This is a genomic window from Bradyrhizobium sp., from assembly GCF_049691595.1.
Classification (GTDB): domain Bacteria; phylum Pseudomonadota; class Alphaproteobacteria; order Rhizobiales; family Xanthobacteraceae; genus Bradyrhizobium.
The window spans coordinates 1-15212 of the sequence record NZ_JBAVNZ010000581.1 but is presented as its reverse complement, the minus strand read 5'-3'; the positions used below and the strand labels follow the sequence as shown (position 1 = coordinate 15212).

Genomic DNA, 15212 nt, shown 5'->3' with positions numbered 1-15212 from the left:
TCATCCTGGTTGAACACAAGATGAAGCTGGTGCTCGGGATCAGCGACCGCATCCTGGTGCTGCATCATGGTGAGCTGCTTGCCGAAGGAACGCCGCAGGAAGTGCGCCAGAATGAGGCTGTCAAGCGCGTATATCTTGGCCAGCGGGAGCATTGAGGAGATGTTGCAGATTGACAATCTCAACGCCTGGTATGGTGCGAGCCATGTGCTGCAGGATATCAGCATGGAGGTGGCCAAGGGCGAGATCGTCTGCCTGATCGGTCGCAATGGCGCCGGCAAGACCACGACGCTGAAATCCATCATGGGTCTGATGGACAGGACGCGCGGCTCTGCCGTCTTCAAGGGCAGGGAGCTGCTGACCCGCCCGGCGCATGTGCGCTTCGCTTTGGGGCTTGCCTATGTTCCGGAAGAACGGCGCATCGTTCAGGGGCTTTCGGTGCGGGAAAATCTCCGGCTCGGCCTGGTCGCATCTCCCGAAAAGAAGAAAGAGGCCGAGTTGATCGAAGGCATCGCAAAAATATTCCCGCGGCTTGCCGAGCGGCTGGAACAGGAGGCGGTCACGATGTCCGGCGGCGAGCAGCAGATGCTGGCGATCGCGCGCGCGATGATCGCCAAACCCGATTTGATCATGCTGGACGAGCCGTCGGAAGGCATCATGCCGGTGCTGGTCGACGAAATGTTCGAGCTGTTTCGCGCCATGAAAGCGCAGGGCACGACGGTGCTTCTGGTGGAGCAGAATGTGGAGCTTGCGCTTGATATCGCCGACCGCGCTTATGTACTGGACCAGGGCACGGTAGTCTATCAGGCCTCGGCACAGGCGCTCCTTGCCGACAACGAAATCAAGGAACGGTATTGCTCGGTGTAAGCTCAATCCTCAATATGGACTTCGTTCTTCACGAAATGCGCGAGACGGCCGGCATGGTCCCCAGTTTTCGGATCAGACGCAAGAGTTGCCGTAGGAATGGCGCTGCAATTCTTGTCGGACGGATTGCCAATCCGAACGATAGAGCGCAATCTTTTTTCGAGGAATTGAGGGCTGATTTTCGCGCAAATCTGCCGTTCGCACCATGTCGGGAGAGACCATGCGCCCGCTTCATTTGCTGAATTTGCTGATTTCGGCGCTGGCGCTGCTCTTGGGCTCGAACGCGATGGCGCAGACTGCCTATCCGGATCGGCCGATCAAAATGATCGTGCCGCTGGCGGCGGCAAGCGCGGTCGATGTTGCGGCCCGGATCGTGACGCAGAAGATGGCCGACAATATGGGCCAGCAATTCGTCATTCTGAACCAGCCGGGAGCTTCCGGGCTGATCGGCGCCGAGCAGGTCGCGCGCGCCGAACCGGAAGGCTACACGATCGGCGGCTTCAATGACAGCATCATGACCATGGTGCCGAACCTGCAGTCCAAAATGCGCTGGGACATCCTGAAGGATTTCGAGCCGGTGTCGCTGGTTGCGACGGTCGAGTGGGGACTGATCGCCAACAATAATTCCAGCTTCAAAACCGCCGCGGATCTGATCGCCGCTGCCAAGGCGGCCCCGGGCAAGATCGACTACGGTTCCGGCGGTCCCGGCAGCCCCCAGCATCTGGCGATGGCGATGTTTGCTTCCGCCGCCGGCATATCGCTGACCCACGTGCCCTACAAGGGTGCCACGCAGGCCGCAACCGACGTTGCCGCCGGCCAGATCCCGGTCGGCTTCCAGGGCCTGGGTACGGTCGCGGCGCTGGTGCGCGGCGGCCAGCTCCGGCTGATCGGGGTGACGACCGAGAAGCGATTGCCGCAATTTCCCGATGTGCCAACCGTTTCGGAATCCGGTCTGCCTGGCTTCTTCTTCAATTCATGGTTTGCGATTGTCGCGCCTGCCGGCACACCAAAGGACATCATCGTCCGGCTGAACGCCGAGGTTCAAAAGGCGGTCGGCGAGCCCGAGGTTCGCCGCAAACTGGAGGATCTGGGTTTTGCCGTGCGCGGCAGCACGGCGGAACAGCTGCGCGTCATGACGCGCGATCAGCTTGCAAAATATGCGCGGGTGATCAAGGAAACGGGCATTGCCAACGAATAGCCGGCGAGACCGAAGCACCCATGGGCACCGGGTTCCGCCCTGGCTTCCTGACCTAAATCCAGGTCGAACACGGACCTATCAATCTCATTCGCCTCTTCAATACGCGGATGCCCTCAACCGCGAGCAGTTCCGAGGGCCCGCCCGGAACGGTGGACCCCGATCAGACTTGCCAAAATCATCATTCCCAATTGTACAATCTTGAGTTTTTTATCTAGTTTTTATTTACTATAAATTGTGACGACGATGGCTTCATGCTTGCTAAAAGGTGATAGCGCGGAGCCTTTTTTGCTGTGAACCCTGAGGGAGGGTATGAATACATACTATGTGATGGGATCGATAGTGCTCGGCGGAACTTGCACGGCGGGTTCGCCGACAGTGCGCAACAGAATTTGTCTGGATGACGATGAACGGGGCGCCCAAAAACAAGCAAGCCGGGCCGCTGCCATTTTTGAGCAGCAAATTATCGGTGCTGCGCAAGCATCCGTATTTCGCAGATCTCGAGCCTGAGGCATTCGACCAGCTGTGCCGCTATGCCAAACATGTCACGCTGAAGCGGGGTGCCACGATCTTATCCAAGGGAGATCCGGGCAACAGTCTGGTTGCGGTGATCAGCGGCACGGTGAAAATCAGCATCTCCTCGCCTGATGGCCGCAACGCGATCCTGAACCTGATCGAGGCCGGTGAAATCTTCGGCGAAATCGCGCTGCTCGACGGGCGGTCGCGCACGGCCGACGCGACGGCCAATACCAATTGCGAGCTGTTTATCATCGACCGGCGTGAGTTCATTCCGTTCGTGCGCAGCCAGCCGGCGCTCGCCATGAAGTTCATCGAACTCCTCTGCGCGCGGCTGCGCTGCACCAGCGACCAGGTCGAACAGATCATTCTCCAGAACCTGCCGGGGCGCCTTGCCAGCGCGCTGCTTCGGCTGACTGAAAAGCACAAGCTTGCGCCGCAGGGCCGCACCATCGCGATCACCCAGCAGGAGATCAGCGAGATGGTCGGCATGACGCGGGAAAGCATCAACAAGCAGCTACGGGCCTGGGCAGTGCGCGACTGGGTGCGGCTCGAACATGGCGCCATCGTGGTGCTGCAGCCCGAACCGCTGCGGGCACTGATCGAAGCCGGATCGGGCGGCGAAGGCGAATAGCGTCGGTCGATCGGCCGATTGCGCCTCTCTCACAAATAGGTGACACGCAGCGTGTGAAACCATTCACATGGGCTTTGCGTGCACTGCGGTACAGGAAGCTTCGGTGAGCACCCGCAAACGGAGGCATCCATGCCTGGCCTTCTCGACAAGCCACCGCAAGACGATCGGCGCATCTATCGGCGCTTCGGCATCAAGTTCGTAGCTCTGCCAGCACTCATCGCAATCGCGCTGATCGGTTTGGTGGTCAGCCATCCGTCGGTCTCCCAATGGACTTCGGAGGCGGTCCAGGCCGAGCATGGCGCAACCGAGTTGTTCGGCACCGATCTCGTGCCCGACACGCCGCCGCGGCGGCTCGCCCAGCCGACCAACCAAATCCGGACCGTCCAGGCTTATTGACTTGTCGCGTCGACCTCATTGGCGCCGACTTCACGATCGAAATCGGCGCCAGTCCAAAGTTAGCCACCCAAAGGGACGATCGCCTGGTCCACCATCCCGTGGCGTGCCCGACCGCTACGCCGCGAAGTCGAACAGTTTTGCGGCAGTGCGGCCGAGAATGTCGGCCTTCTCGTCATCGCTCAGCGATGTCGATGCAAAGATGTGGTCCACCGGCTGCAACTGCCACGGATAGGGATAGTCGCTGCCCAGCACGATCTGGCTGGCACCTACCTGCGCCACCAGATGGCGGATCGCCTCCGGCGAGAAGATCAGCGAGTCAAAATAGATCTGCTTGAGATATTCGGTCGGCGCCTTCTTCAGCTTGATGTCGGGGTTGCAGCCCTTGGGGCCGACCAGGCAGGCGTGGTCGGAACGATCGGCATAGGACGGCAGGAAGCCGCCGCCATGGGCGGCGATCACCTTCAGCCTGGGGAAGCGATCGAATGTACCTTCGAAAATCAGGTGCGAGAGCGCAATCGTCGTCTCCAGCGGATTGCCGATCGTATTGACGAGCCAGCCATTGCCGGAAAACCGCTTGCTGAGCTCGGGCACGCCCTGCGGATGGATGAACAGGGGGACGCCGAGTTCCTCCGCTTTGGCCCACACGGGATGGAACTTCGGGTCTGCGAATTCCACCCCGTTCACCACGCCGCCGATCGCCGCGCCCTTCAATCCCTGCTTCTTTACGGCTGTCTCGAGTTCCTGCACGGCCAGATCGGGCGCCTGCAGGGTCAGCGATGCGAAGGCTGCGAACCGGTCGGGCTTTGACGCACACAGCTCGGCCAGCTTCTCGTTCTGGATCTTGACGATCTGCCCGGCGAGATCGCGTTCACGGTCGTACCAGAAGGGATTGATCGACAGCACTTCCATGTCGACGGCCTGCGCGTCCATCGCGGCAAGCCGCTTGTCGACCTCGATGAAGGCTTCGGCGGCGTTGTTGACCGGCGGAAGCTGGAATTTGGCGGCATCGGCGCCGAGCAGCGCGCCGGCTTCGCGGAAGTGGCAATGCGAGTGGATATCGATGGTCTTGATGCGTTTTCCGCCGACCATGACCGGCAGTTTCTGGCGTGGCGGCTGCTGCGCATGCGCGCCGTGCAGGAGACCGCAGCTGCAGAAGACGATGCCGGTCGCGGCGGCAGCACCGCCTTTCAGGAAATTACGGCGTGTGGTCATGACGATTTCCTCCCTGATTGTTGTTATGGCTTGCGCGGGCAGCGTAGGACATGCCGGAGGCCGGCAGCAAGATGGTACCGGGCGCTTGGCGCAATATTGATCCGGCTCAGACCGGCTTGATGCCGGCCTTGGCGATGATGTCACGCCATTTCGGCACTTCGTCATCGAGGCGCTTGCGCATGCCGTCGGGTCCTTGGCGATGACCTCGAAACCATCGCTGCGCTATTGCTCGGCAATTTTCGATCACCTTACATTTCGAACACCGCCACGGCGCGAATCGGCGAGGCGGTGCCCTCGCGCCACTTCATCGGCAGGCCGATGAACGTGAACGGACCCTTGCCGAGCAGTGCTTCGAGGTTGCACAGGCTCTCGATATGGGTGATATCGAGATCGAGGCAGGCTTTGTGAACCAGCAAGTTCACATCGCCGTCGGGTCCGGGCCGCATCGAGTCGATACCGAAATGCACGACGCCTCGCCGCGCCAGCCATTCGGTGGCTGCGACATTCACGCCGGAATTGTCGGTCGCGTATTCCTTGCGCGGAAAGGTGCGCTCGTGATGGCCGGTGCAGAGCAGAACGGTGCCGCCCTGCGGCACCGCCACGCCGGCCTGCTTCACCGCGGCCTCGAGATCATCAGGCGTGATTTCGGCGCGCGGCGCGACGTGGCGCAGGTCGATGCAGATGCCCGGCACGATGCACTTCTCCAGCGGATACTCGTTGATCGGTATGCCGCTCTTGCCGAAATGCCGCGGCGCGTCGATGTGCGTACCCGCATGGTCGGGCATCGAGATGAACATCGACGAAAGCCCGTAGACGTTGCTGGAATCGGCGAGGGATTCCTCGTGGGTCTTCCATACGCCGTGCATGACCGGGGGGTGACCGGGATAGCTCGGGGTGCGGTGATAGAGCTCACGGCTGAGATCGACAATCTTCACGATCGGAACCTTCCCGGGCGAAACAGATGTTCATGATGGCGCCCTGCTGGCCGGACCGCAAGTTCGCCGTGGAAAACCGGCGTGGCGGCCATGGCGATATCCCGCGAATACAAGTGACCAGCATCAACACCCGAAACATGACCGCGTCGAACGGCTGGATCTTCCGCATGAACTCATGCGGTTGCGAGGTTGGCGCCGCGTTCGATCGTGAGCTCGACATCGATCAGGCCGCGCGAATGGTTCATGTCGGATTGCGAAATCAGCAGGGTGAGGTCCTTGCCCCTGAGCGAGGCAAGAACCTCCGACAGCCGCTCCGACAGCGCCGGCGCTATTCCCTCGAATGGCTCGTCAAGCAGCAGGCACTTCGTGCCGATAGCGAGCGCGCGGCCGAGCGCCACCAGCTTCTGCTGGCCGCCGCTCATCAGCAGCGCCTTGCGATGGCGCATTTCGGTGAGCTCGCCGATCACGTCGTAGACGAAATCGAGCCGCGCTTTGCGATCGAGATGCTCCGCGACCCACAGTGGCAGCAGGATATTTTCCTCGACGGTCAATTGCGGCACGAGACAGCGGTCCTCCGGCATGTAGCCGATGCCTAGCGCGGCGCGCGCGTGGCGCGGGCGTATGGACAGGTCCAGTCCGTCGAACCGGACTGTGCCCCGTGTCGGCTTGAGATGCCCCATGATCGAGCGCATCAGCGTGGTCTTGCCGGCGCCATTGCGACCGACCAGACTCACCATGGCGCCTCGCGGCACACGCATCGAGAAGCCGCGCAACGCCGGCATAGACTGGATTTCGACGACCAGACCGTCGATCTCGAGCAAGGGCGTTGCGGCGTTCATTGTGCGCCCCCGGTGACATGACGACGTACTTCCGGATCTTTCAGAACGTCACGAGGGTCGCCGTCGGCGAGAATGCGACCCTGGTAAAACGCCACCACCCGGTCGGCATAGCGGCTGACGATCTCCATGTCGTGTTCGACGAAGACGAGGGTTGCGGCATCGGGCGCGACGGCATGGATCACGCGGTCCATGGTAGCGAATTTCTCTTCCGCCGAAACGCCCGACGTCGGCTCGTCCAGCAGCAGCAGTTTCGGCCGGCGCACCAGCGCCATGGCGATGTCGACGAGTTTGCGCACGCCGCCAGCCAGTTCCGCGATCGGCCGGTCGGCCACCTCGGCGAGTCCGAACCGCTCGAGCAGTTCGAGCGCTTTGTCGTGCCGGCCCTGCGCTTCCGCCCGCGAATGAAACGAAAGGTTCTGCGCGCGCAGGCCGGAGATCGCCACGATGAGGTTTTCGGCCGCCGTGAGCTCGATGAACAATTGCGGAATCTGAAACGACCTGGAGATACCAAGCCGCGCAACATCTCGTGGCGAGCGCCGTCCGATATCCATCCCGTCGAGGGCGATCGAGCCGGAGTCGGGCTTGAGATAGCCGGTGACCATGTTGACGAAGGTCGTCTTGCCGGCGCCATTGGCGCCGATCAGGCTGACCCGCTGACCGGCCGCGATGTCGATCGACAGGGCGTCGGCGGCGACCACCGCGCCAAAACGCTTATCAACTCCGCTCACCGAGAGGACCGGCTTCACAACGCTGCTCTTTTTTCGGTCACGACCGGCGCTGCGGGATTCGGGCGGTTGTCTTGTCGTTTATTCCTGACCCAGAGCGAGCCGATGCCGCGCGGCAGAAACAGAATGACGCTCAACAGGAAGGCGCCGAGCACGAGCTGCCAGGTATTGGGGAGATAGAGGTTCGAGAAAGAGCGAACCAGCTCCAGCGCCATCGAGGCGACGAACACCGCGGCGACGCTTTGATATCCCGCCAGCACCGCCACGAACACGAATTCGCCCGACGTGGTCCAGTAGGCGAATTGCGGATCGATGTGACGCTGCGCCATCAGGGCGAAGGCACCGCCAGCGCCGGCGAAAACTGCCGCAATGACGAAATTAATGGTGACGACGCGGTTGGCCGAAATCCCCAGATATTCGACGCGCAGGTTGTTCTCGCGTACCGCGAGGCTGGCGAGGCCGAGTTCGGAGCGAAACAGGATCGTCGCAGCGATGCCGGCGAACCCGGTGGTGACCACCGAGACCGCATACAGCATGAAATCCGCTTCGCGGGAATCCGTGAAGGCCATGCCGAACAGGCTGGGGCGGCCGACATTGAAGCCGTCGGAGCCGCCGAGTGCGGTCGATTTGACCAATGCGCCGTAGAGCACCATCGACAGTGCGAGCGTCAGCATGCCGAAGAAGATGCCTCCGTAGCGAGCGATCAAAGGGCCGATCACCAGGCCGAGCAGGCCGCCGCAGACCGCGCCGATGACCACCTGCGCCACCGCATCCGTTATGCCCCAGGCGTTGGCGATCAGCGCGACGCCATAGCCGCCAGCGGCAAAGAACAGGCCCTGGCCGAACGATACGTTGCCGGTGCGCGCCAATATTACGATGCCGAGCGCGATCAGGGCATTGGAAGCGCCGATGGTCGCCAGCGACAGCGTCCATGTCGGAAGCACGCGGCCGAACAATGTCACCGCTGCCACCAGCGCGATCATGACCAGGGGGGGCAGGCCTTGCCTCATCAGATCCGCCTTGCCGTTTCGCGTGTGAACAGGCCTTCGGGGCGAAACATCAATACCCCCGTCATGATCAGGTAGATCATGAACAGCTCGGCCTGCGGCATCAAGTGCACCGAAGCCGCGCGTGCGAGACCGACAAGTACCGCGCCAATCGCAGCACCTTCGACGCTGCCCAATCCGCCGATCACCACGATGGCGAAACTCAGGATGATGACGTCGGAGCTGAGGCCTGGCTGCATCGAAATCTTCGGCGCGGTCAGCGCGCCGGCGAGTGCCGCGAGCAGCACGCCGAAAGCAAAGGCGACCGCGTAAACCCGGTTCACCTTCACGCCCATGCTGACGCTCATTTCCTCATTATGGATCACAGCCAGCACGATCTTGCCGACGACGGTGCGATTGAGTCCGAACCAGACCGCTAGCCCGATGGCGGCGGAAATCGGCATCAACACCAGATCGTATCCGACGTAATAGAGACCGGCGAATGCAACATTGCCGAACAATTCATAGGGCTGCGTTGCATAGATCGGATTCACGCCCCAGACCAGCTTGGTGACGTCCTCGAGAACGAGAAACACCGCATAGGTCACCAGCAGCAGCACCACCTCGTTGCGGCCGTAGAACATTTTCAGGAGGCCGCGCTCGAGCAGAAGGCCGATCGCGGACGCGATCAGCGCGACCGAGACCAGCATCGCGACAAAACCGATACTGGGTGGAAGGCCGTATGCTGCCGCCATGGTCACCGCGGTCGCCGCGATATATGCGCCGAGCGCGTAGAAGCTGCCATGGGCGATGTTGAGAATCTTCAGGACGCCGAATACCAGCGTCAGCCCCAATGCAACGATGAAAAGCCAGGAAGCCTGTATCAACCCGTCGAGGACAATCGTCAGAAAGAAGTTCATGGATATATTTGCCGGAAACTTCGAGCGCAGCTGGGAATTCAGGACAGTGTTTGAGACTGCGACAATGCTGGCCGCATGTCACGAAGCGAAGCAGGCGGCGCGCGCGAGTATCTCACTCACGCCGCCTCCCTGCTTTATTCGAATGCAGCCGCCGGTCAGTTGCACTTGGCACCTTGCATGCCGCCCTTGATCCAGTCGAGCGACTTGACGCCTGGAGGCGGATTGACGCACTCGGCCGCAAAATACTCGATGTCGACCAGATCGACCCGCTTCGAGTCCGGATTATATTTGGTCCGGCTGAACGCGATCGGCTGGATCGCCTGGTGACCGTCGGCCAGCTTCATCTGGATCAGCCCGCCGGGCGATGGCCATTCGAGCCCCGTCATTGCCGCGACCAGTTCATCGGTCGAAGGTTTCTTGCCGCCGTTCTTGGCCATCGCCTTTTCGACCGCGGCCTTCAACCCCAGGATCGCCTGCGTCATGCGATAGGCGGCCTGCACCGGATAAATGCCGTTCGCGGCCTCGTACCCCTTGAACAGCCAGTCGTTCAGCGGCGACTTCTGCGACATCAGGCCATAGGCGCCGCGTGCGCCGATGATGGTGCCGTCGGGCATCTTGTCGCCGAGCGGCGGCAGCACGTGGTCAGCCGCGCTGAACACAAGCTGGCTGCGCTTCGGCAGGCCGCGTGGCGCGGACTGCAGAACGAACGCCTGCAGATCCCCGCCCCACAGGCTCGAATAGACAACGTCGGAACCTGCGCCGACCAGTGCTGAAATCTCGGTGCCGTACTGACCCGCGCCGAACTTCGGCAGCAGGTCGATCTCGAGCTTGGCATTGGGATAAAGTTGTCCGGCTGCGGCGACGAAATCGGCCCGGCTATCCTGACCCCAGGCGTAATCCTGGTTGATCGCCGACAGCGTGTCCATCTTGACGTTCTTCGCCTTCATGTACCTGATAAGGCCGACATTATCCATCGTTGCGTGCGCAGCGGTGCGGAACACGTAGTTGTATTTTGCTTCCTCGAAGATGCGCGGCGTGCCGCAATCCATCAGCACCAGCATCTTTTTCAGCTCTTCTGCGATCGGCGCCACCGCAAGGCAGTCGCCGGAGCCGATATAGCCGAGCACGACATCGACATTGTCGCGCTGATAGAGGTTGCGCAGCTCCTGGACCTGCTTGGTCGCGCCGCCGTTCTCGTCGATGATCACGGGTTCGATCTTCATGCCACCGAACCCGACCTTCTCGTAGGGCGAGGGAGCCGAGCCCTTGTTCAGCTGGTCAATGACATATTGGGCGCCGTTGCGGGCCGGGACGCCGAAACTGTCCGCGGCGGGCCCGGACAGGAACGTCACGATGCCGAGCCTGAAACTCTCTTGCGCCGATGCCGGCGTCGCCAAGGCCAGCAATGTTGCCGCAACGGCAGATATCAGTGCGGCACTGCGGCGAATCCGCGAAAAATGGTCCATCATTCTCTCCCCTCGATTGTCGGCGGTTGAAGCCGGCCGTTCCGTCCGCGCGGGTTGTTCCGGCGTGGGCGGTGATTGCTGCAAGTTTAGGCGGGCTTTCACGGCGCGTCTATGGATGCCGCCGGTTGAAACGATCTTTGGGTGCGGCATCTGGCCCGTAAGGGATGTCGGGGCGGTCGGACGACCGCCCGGCGGATCGGCAGGCAAGTCGCTTGCACCGGAACGGAAATGTCGACCTGCTTCGCGCCATAGCGTTTCTTTCGGCGTTCTCGTTGTCCGAATTGTCGGGTCGTCAGTTTGGCGCGTCAAGAAAAGCCCGCCCGGATACGCCGCGCGCGCGCTTCGGCAGCCGTCAAAAGATCGATCAGGACCTGGGCTTGCTTCGCCGCCGCGGCCCGCATGGTTACCGCCGCCGTATACATGGTCGCGAGCTCGCAACCCTGCGGCAACGGTCCCGACAGGATCACGCCTTCGGTGCTGATGATCTCGGTCGATTGGGTGCAGCCGATCGGACGCCTCGCGTCCGACTCGGCCAGCTGCCGCATCGCGGTCGCCCCATTCGGAAAGATTTTCAGCCGGTCTGCGACTTCGCCGGCAATGCCTAGCTGGCCAAGGATCTTTGCGACGTGAATTCCCGCGGTTGACGCCTTGGTGTCGGGCACGAAAATCGCGTCCGATGCCAGCAGCGCGTCGCGCAGGCTTGCGGCATCCGTCACCGATACCCTGGAATCGCCGGCGCGGACCGCGAGGGCGGTCTCGACCAAACCAACATCGGTGATGGAGGAGGCCACAACCAGCTGCTCTTCCGCCAGTTTCGCGACGATCGCCGCGGTCAGAATCACGATATCGGTCGGTGCGCCGCTGCGCAATTTTTCGGCCATGGCGCCGACTGCGCCGAACTCGCCGGCGATATCGAAACCAGTCAGTTCCTTGAATGCCGGTTTGAGGCTTCCAACCAGTCCCTGCGCCGCGCCGCCGCTGAGGATCTTCAGCGTGTTCATGAGGTCTCTTCCATTGCCGCGATCAGGCTGCCGCGCGTGATCGGAAGAGAGCGAACCCGCACGCCCAGCGCATCGAATACCGCGTTGGCGATCGCCGCGGTGACCGGGCCGTGGGCGGCCTCGCCGGCGCCGAGCGGATCCATTTCCGGCCGCTGGATCACCTCAACCTCGACGTCCGGGACTTCGCTGAAGCGAATGATCGGATAGTCCGTCCATGTCGTGCTGGTGACGCGGTGCCGGTCGAAGCGAACACGTTCTTTCAGCACCCAGCTTGTGGCCTGGATGGCGCCGCCTTCGATCTGGTTGATGACCCCGTCGGGATTGATGGCCTCGCCGACATCGACCGCGACAGTCAGTTTCCTGACCCGGACATCGTCTTCGCCCTCGATCTCGGCCACCACGGCGCAATAGGCGCCAGTGTTCTTGTAGCGCGCAAAGCCGATTCCGTAACCGACACCGGGTCGCTTCGCCGGCTTCCACTTCGCGCGCCTGGCGGCGGCGTGGATCACGTCCCTTGCGCGTTCGTCCCTCAAATGGCGGAGCCGGAACGCGACCGGATCTTCGCCGCGTTCGGCGGCGATCTCGTCGAGAAAGGATTCGATCGCAAACACATTGCCCTGCGCGCCAAGCGTGCGCAACGCGGAGGTGCGGACCGGCATGGTCAGCAGGCGATGGCTTTCGATCTGCCACGACGGGAAATCGTACAGCGGGATCGAGTTTCGGTCGGCGCCGCCGCCATTGGCTTGCGGTGGATTGCCCGAGATCATGCGCGGAAACGGATTTTCCAGCTCGAATGCCGCCAGCAGGGCCGGCTGCGTCGCGCGGCCCGGCCGTGCGGTGTGACCATTGCTCCAGATCGAGTGGCGCCAGCCGACGATTTCATCATGCGCATCGAGATCCGCCTCGATTTCGATCGCCATCGCCGCACCGAACGGCGCATGCGACATTTCGTCTTCGCGCGACCATTGCACGCGCACGGGCCGGCCGCCGGCGGCTTTCGCCAGCAGCACCGCGTCGAGCGCGACGTCGTCGGCGGCGTTATGCCCGTAGCAGCCGGCGCCTTCGATATGCTCGACCGTGATGTTTGCGACCGGCAGCCCGAGCACCAGCGCCAGATCGGCGCGCAGCAGATAGACGCCCTGGCTATGGGTCCAGACATGAACCTGGTCGCCGTTCCACTGCGCGATGGCACAGGATGGTGCGATCGACGCATGGGCGATGTAGGGGCGGGTATATTGCCGCCGGATGGTCCGCGCGCACTGGCGCAGCGTTGACGGCACCCGCCGGTCGATGACCGTCGTTTCCGACGGCTGGGCTTTCAGAAACGAGGCGAGGTCATTCTCGTCGGGCAGCTCCTCGCCACCGGACCAGGTTGCGCCCTTGCGCAAAGCCTTGAGGGCGGTCTCCGCGCCATGCTCGGTTTCGCTGACGACGCCGGCAAAACTGCCGTCGCGCGCGATCGCGACGAGGCCGGCAATCGGGCGCGCACCGTCTTCTTTCAGGTCGGTCAGTTTCGCGCGCGCGTTCTCCGGTCGCAGCACCCGGCCGTGCAGCATTCCCGGCAGCGCCCGGTCGTGAATGAAGCGCGGCCGCGCGAAAACCTTGTCGGGAATGTCGATCCGCTGTATCGAATTTCCCGCCAGTACCCGCTGCGTGATCGATTTCGGCATCACGCCCGGTGTGGCGTCGCGATCGAGCGGAACGTCTTCGGCAAGCTCCCAGTAGCTGGTTCTGACATTGCCGGGTCCGGAGATGGTGCCGTCTTCGATCGAAAGCAAGCCGGTCTCGACGCCCAGGCGATCCGCCGCACGTTTGAGAAAGATCTGCCGGACCTCGGCACAGGCGTGTCGCAGCGCGCGGCCCGATTGCTGCACCGAAAGGCTGCCCGAGGTAGCGCCCTCGTTGGGGCTCGTCGCGGTCGAGGCGCCGATCATCTGGATGCGGGAAATATCGATGTCGAGCTCATCGGCCGCGATCTGCGCCAGCGCCGTCGTGATACCCTGGCCGATCTCGACCTTGCCGGGGGAAACCGTCACCTGCCCGTCAGCGAAAAAACTCAGCCACGACGACAGTTTTGGGTTCGCCGCGAGGCTAACCGGCAGCTTTGGGGCAGGCGGGGAGGGCGCTTGCCGGTTCATCCTGCCGCCATCTCGGCCGCCGCACGCAGCACGGCGCGCACCATCCGGTTATGCGAGCCGCAACGGCACAGGTTGCGGTCGAGCGCTTCCTTCACCTCGCGGCTGGAAGGCGCTGGATTTCGTTTCAGCAGCGCTGCCGCGCTGATAAGGATGCCGGGCACGCAATAGCCGCATTGCAGTGCCTGCTCGGCGATGAAGGCGCGCTGCAGCGGGTGCGGCCGTTCAGCGCTGCCGAGCCCCTCGATGGTGGTGATATCCTTGTCCGCGACCGACCACAGCGGCGTGTCGCAGGAGGCTACCGCGCGGTCGTCGAGGATGACATTGCAGGCGCCGCATTCGCCGGCGCCGCAGCCGAAATGCGCTCCGATGATGCCGAACTCCCCGCGCAACAGGTCAAGCAGCGGCCGATCGAGATCGGCGTCTACGTCCATTTCAACGCCATTGAGGCGAAATCGAACGGTCGGCATCGCAGATCGGACCTCGCGGTGGTTCGCTACTGGGTCTTGTCGAACTTCTTGACGACTTCGGCCCACTTTACAATATCGCCGCGCAGGAATTTATCGAACTCTTCGGGCGACATCGACATCGGAATTGTGCCCTGCTGGGCCCAGAGTTTCACGATATCGGCCCGCTTCGTCGTGGCGTTCACGGCGGCATTCAGTTTGTCGATGATCGGCTGAGGCGTCCCTGCCGGCGCCATCAGCCCCAGCCAGATCGTGGCCTCATAGCCGGGAATGCCGGTCTCGATCACCGTCGGTACATTGGGCAGGACGCTCGAACGCATCTTGCCGGTCGTGGCCAGCGCGCGCACCTGGTTTTCGGCGATGTTGGGGGACATCGCCGGAACCGCGTCGATCATGAGCTGTACCTGGCCGCCGATCACGCCGCTGCGCGCCTCGCCGCTGTTGCGATAGGGCACGTGCACGACGTCGATCCCGGCCATGGTTTTGAACAGTTCGCCGGCCATGTGGTATGGGGTGCCCTGGCCGGAGGAGGCGTAGTTCAGCCTGCCCGGCTGTGATTTTGCGAGCGCGATGAACTCCTGCAGCGTCTTTGCCTGGACTTCCGGGTGTACCACGATCACAAGGTCGGAATAGTTGACCGGCGCGATCGGCGCGAGATCGCGCATCAGTTCATATTTGCGCTGCGGCACCAGCGATTCATTCGCGGTCTGGGTGTTGGACATCATCAGCAGCGTATAGCCGTCGGGCGGCGATTTGGCGGCCTCAAGCGTTCCAATCACGCCGCCGGCGCCGGTGCGGTTCTCGATCACGAAGGGCTGGCCGAAGTTTTCCTGCAGAACGCTGCCGATCTGGCGCGCAGTGACGTCGGCCGGCCCGCCGGCGCCGAAGGGAACGATCACCCGGACCGGCCGCGACGGGTAATCC

Annotated in this window: 15 protein-coding genes and 1 pseudogene; 5 read left to right on the top strand and 11 right to left on the bottom strand. The window is 62.5% G+C overall.

The features are described from left to right. From WCE35_RS23495 to WCE35_RS23475, 5 genes and pseudogenes are all read left to right on the top strand, one after another. A pseudogene (locus tag WCE35_RS23495) lies at positions 1-155 on the top strand (ABC transporter ATP-binding protein); the annotation flags it as partial. A gap of 4 nt (positions 156-159) precedes the next feature. Then, a complete protein-coding gene (locus WCE35_RS23490) occupies positions 160-864 on the top strand; it encodes an ABC transporter ATP-binding protein (protein ID WP_424595701.1) in 705 nt (234 codons plus the stop codon). A 217-nt stretch (positions 865-1081) separates the two neighbouring features. Next, on the top strand, positions 1082-2059 hold the full coding sequence (locus WCE35_RS23485) for a Bug family tripartite tricarboxylate transporter substrate binding protein (protein ID WP_424595700.1): 978 nt from the start codon (positions 1082-1084) through the stop codon (positions 2057-2059). Positions 2060-2462: 403 nt separating this feature from the next. Then, the gene (locus tag WCE35_RS23480; RefSeq protein WP_424595699.1) at positions 2463-3206 is read left to right on the top strand and encodes a Crp/Fnr family transcriptional regulator; all 744 of its coding nucleotides are present in this window, start codon (positions 2463-2465) and stop codon (positions 3204-3206) included. Between the two features lie 129 nt (positions 3207-3335). Beyond that, on the top strand, positions 3336-3602 hold the full coding sequence (locus tag WCE35_RS23475; RefSeq protein WP_424595698.1) for a hypothetical protein: 267 nt from the start codon (positions 3336-3338) through the stop codon (positions 3600-3602). Between the two features lie 114 nt (positions 3603-3716). Here the strand turns inward: WCE35_RS23475 and WCE35_RS23470 are convergent, their stop codons facing one another. From WCE35_RS23470 to WCE35_RS23420, 11 genes are all read right to left on the bottom strand, one after another. After that, positions 3717-4814 (bottom strand): amidohydrolase family protein, encoded by a 1098-nt coding sequence (locus WCE35_RS23470; RefSeq protein ID WP_424595697.1) that lies wholly within the window; start codon positions 4812-4814, stop codon positions 3717-3719. 248 nt (positions 4815-5062) lie between these two features. Beyond that, on the bottom strand, positions 5063-5749 hold the full coding sequence (locus WCE35_RS23465; RefSeq protein ID WP_424595696.1) for a cyclase family protein: 687 nt from the start codon (positions 5747-5749) through the stop codon (positions 5063-5065). Between the two features lie 173 nt (positions 5750-5922). Then, positions 5923-6588: an ATP-binding cassette domain-containing protein gene (locus tag WCE35_RS23460; RefSeq protein WP_424595695.1), complete on the bottom strand. Its 666-nt coding sequence runs from the start codon at positions 6586-6588 to the stop codon at positions 5923-5925. Then, positions 6585-7334 carry an ABC transporter ATP-binding protein gene (locus tag WCE35_RS23455; protein ID WP_424595694.1) on the bottom strand — a complete coding sequence of 250 codons (750 nt, stop codon included), beginning with the start codon at positions 7332-7334 and terminating at the stop codon, positions 6585-6587. The genes WCE35_RS23460 and WCE35_RS23455 overlap by 4 nt, the downstream gene beginning before the upstream one ends. Then, positions 7331-8323: a branched-chain amino acid ABC transporter permease gene (locus WCE35_RS23450; protein WP_424595693.1), complete on the bottom strand. Its 993-nt coding sequence runs from the start codon at positions 8321-8323 to the stop codon at positions 7331-7333. The genes WCE35_RS23455 and WCE35_RS23450 overlap by 4 nt, the downstream gene beginning before the upstream one ends. Then, positions 8323-9219: a branched-chain amino acid ABC transporter permease gene (locus WCE35_RS23445; protein WP_424595692.1), complete on the bottom strand. Its 897-nt coding sequence runs from the start codon at positions 9217-9219 to the stop codon at positions 8323-8325. Before WCE35_RS23445 ends, WCE35_RS23450 begins: the two co-directional genes overlap by 1 nt. 155 nt (positions 9220-9374) lie before the next feature. Continuing rightward, the gene (locus WCE35_RS23440; RefSeq protein WP_424595691.1) at positions 9375-10685 is read right to left on the bottom strand and encodes an ABC transporter substrate-binding protein; all 1311 of its coding nucleotides are present in this window, start codon (positions 10683-10685) and stop codon (positions 9375-9377) included. Between the two features lie 305 nt (positions 10686-10990). Further along, positions 10991-11686 (bottom strand): molybdate ABC transporter substrate-binding protein, encoded by a 696-nt coding sequence (locus tag WCE35_RS23435; protein ID WP_424595690.1) that lies wholly within the window; start codon positions 11684-11686, stop codon positions 10991-10993. Further along, the gene (locus tag WCE35_RS23430; protein WP_424595689.1) at positions 11683-13824 is read right to left on the bottom strand and encodes a molybdopterin cofactor-binding domain-containing protein; all 2142 of its coding nucleotides are present in this window, start codon (positions 13822-13824) and stop codon (positions 11683-11685) included. Before WCE35_RS23430 ends, WCE35_RS23435 begins: the two co-directional genes overlap by 4 nt. Beyond that, a complete protein-coding gene (locus WCE35_RS23425; RefSeq protein ID WP_424595688.1) occupies positions 13821-14291 on the bottom strand; it encodes a (2Fe-2S)-binding protein in 471 nt (156 codons plus the stop codon). Before WCE35_RS23425 ends, WCE35_RS23430 begins: the two co-directional genes overlap by 4 nt. A 26-nt stretch (positions 14292-14317) precedes the next feature. After that, positions 14318-15212 (bottom strand): tripartite tricarboxylate transporter substrate binding protein (locus WCE35_RS23420; RefSeq protein WP_424595687.1); only part of this gene is annotated, 895 nt, incomplete at its 5' end.

Bases quoted from the DNA above. Each gene is read 5' to 3' on its own strand.
- WCE35_RS23490 (WP_424595701.1), top strand. From the start codon at position 160: ATGTTGCAGATTGACAATCTCAACGCCTGGTATGGTGCGAGCCATGTG.
- WCE35_RS23485 (WP_424595700.1), top strand. From the start codon at position 1,082: ATGCGCCCGCTTCATTTGCTGAATTTGCTGATTTCGGCGCTGGCGCTG.
- WCE35_RS23480 (WP_424595699.1), top strand. From the start codon at position 2,463: ATGAACGGGGCGCCCAAAAACAAGCAAGCCGGGCCGCTGCCATTTTTG.
- WCE35_RS23475 (WP_424595698.1), top strand. From the start codon at position 3,336: ATGCCTGGCCTTCTCGACAAGCCACCGCAAGACGATCGGCGCATCTAT.
- WCE35_RS23470 (WP_424595697.1), bottom strand. From the start codon at position 4,814: ATGACCACACGCCGTAATTTCCTGAAAGGCGGTGCTGCCGCCGCGACC.
- WCE35_RS23460 (WP_424595695.1), bottom strand. From the start codon at position 6,588: ATGAACGCCGCAACGCCCTTGCTCGAGATCGACGGTCTGGTCGTCGAA.
- WCE35_RS23450 (WP_424595693.1), bottom strand. From the start codon at position 8,323: ATGAGGCAAGGCCTGCCCCCCCTGGTCATGATCGCGCTGGTGGCAGCG.
- WCE35_RS23445 (WP_424595692.1), bottom strand. From the start codon at position 9,219: ATGAACTTCTTTCTGACGATTGTCCTCGACGGGTTGATACAGGCTTCC.
- WCE35_RS23440 (WP_424595691.1), bottom strand. From the start codon at position 10,685: ATGGACCATTTTTCGCGGATTCGCCGCAGTGCCGCACTGATATCTGCC.
- WCE35_RS23435 (WP_424595690.1), bottom strand. From the start codon at position 11,686: ATGAACACGCTGAAGATCCTCAGCGGCGGCGCGGCGCAGGGACTGGTT.
- WCE35_RS23430 (WP_424595689.1), bottom strand. From the start codon at position 13,824: ATGAACCGGCAAGCGCCCTCCCCGCCTGCCCCAAAGCTGCCGGTTAGC.
- WCE35_RS23425 (WP_424595688.1), bottom strand. From the start codon at position 14,291: ATGCCGACCGTTCGATTTCGCCTCAATGGCGTTGAAATGGACGTAGAC.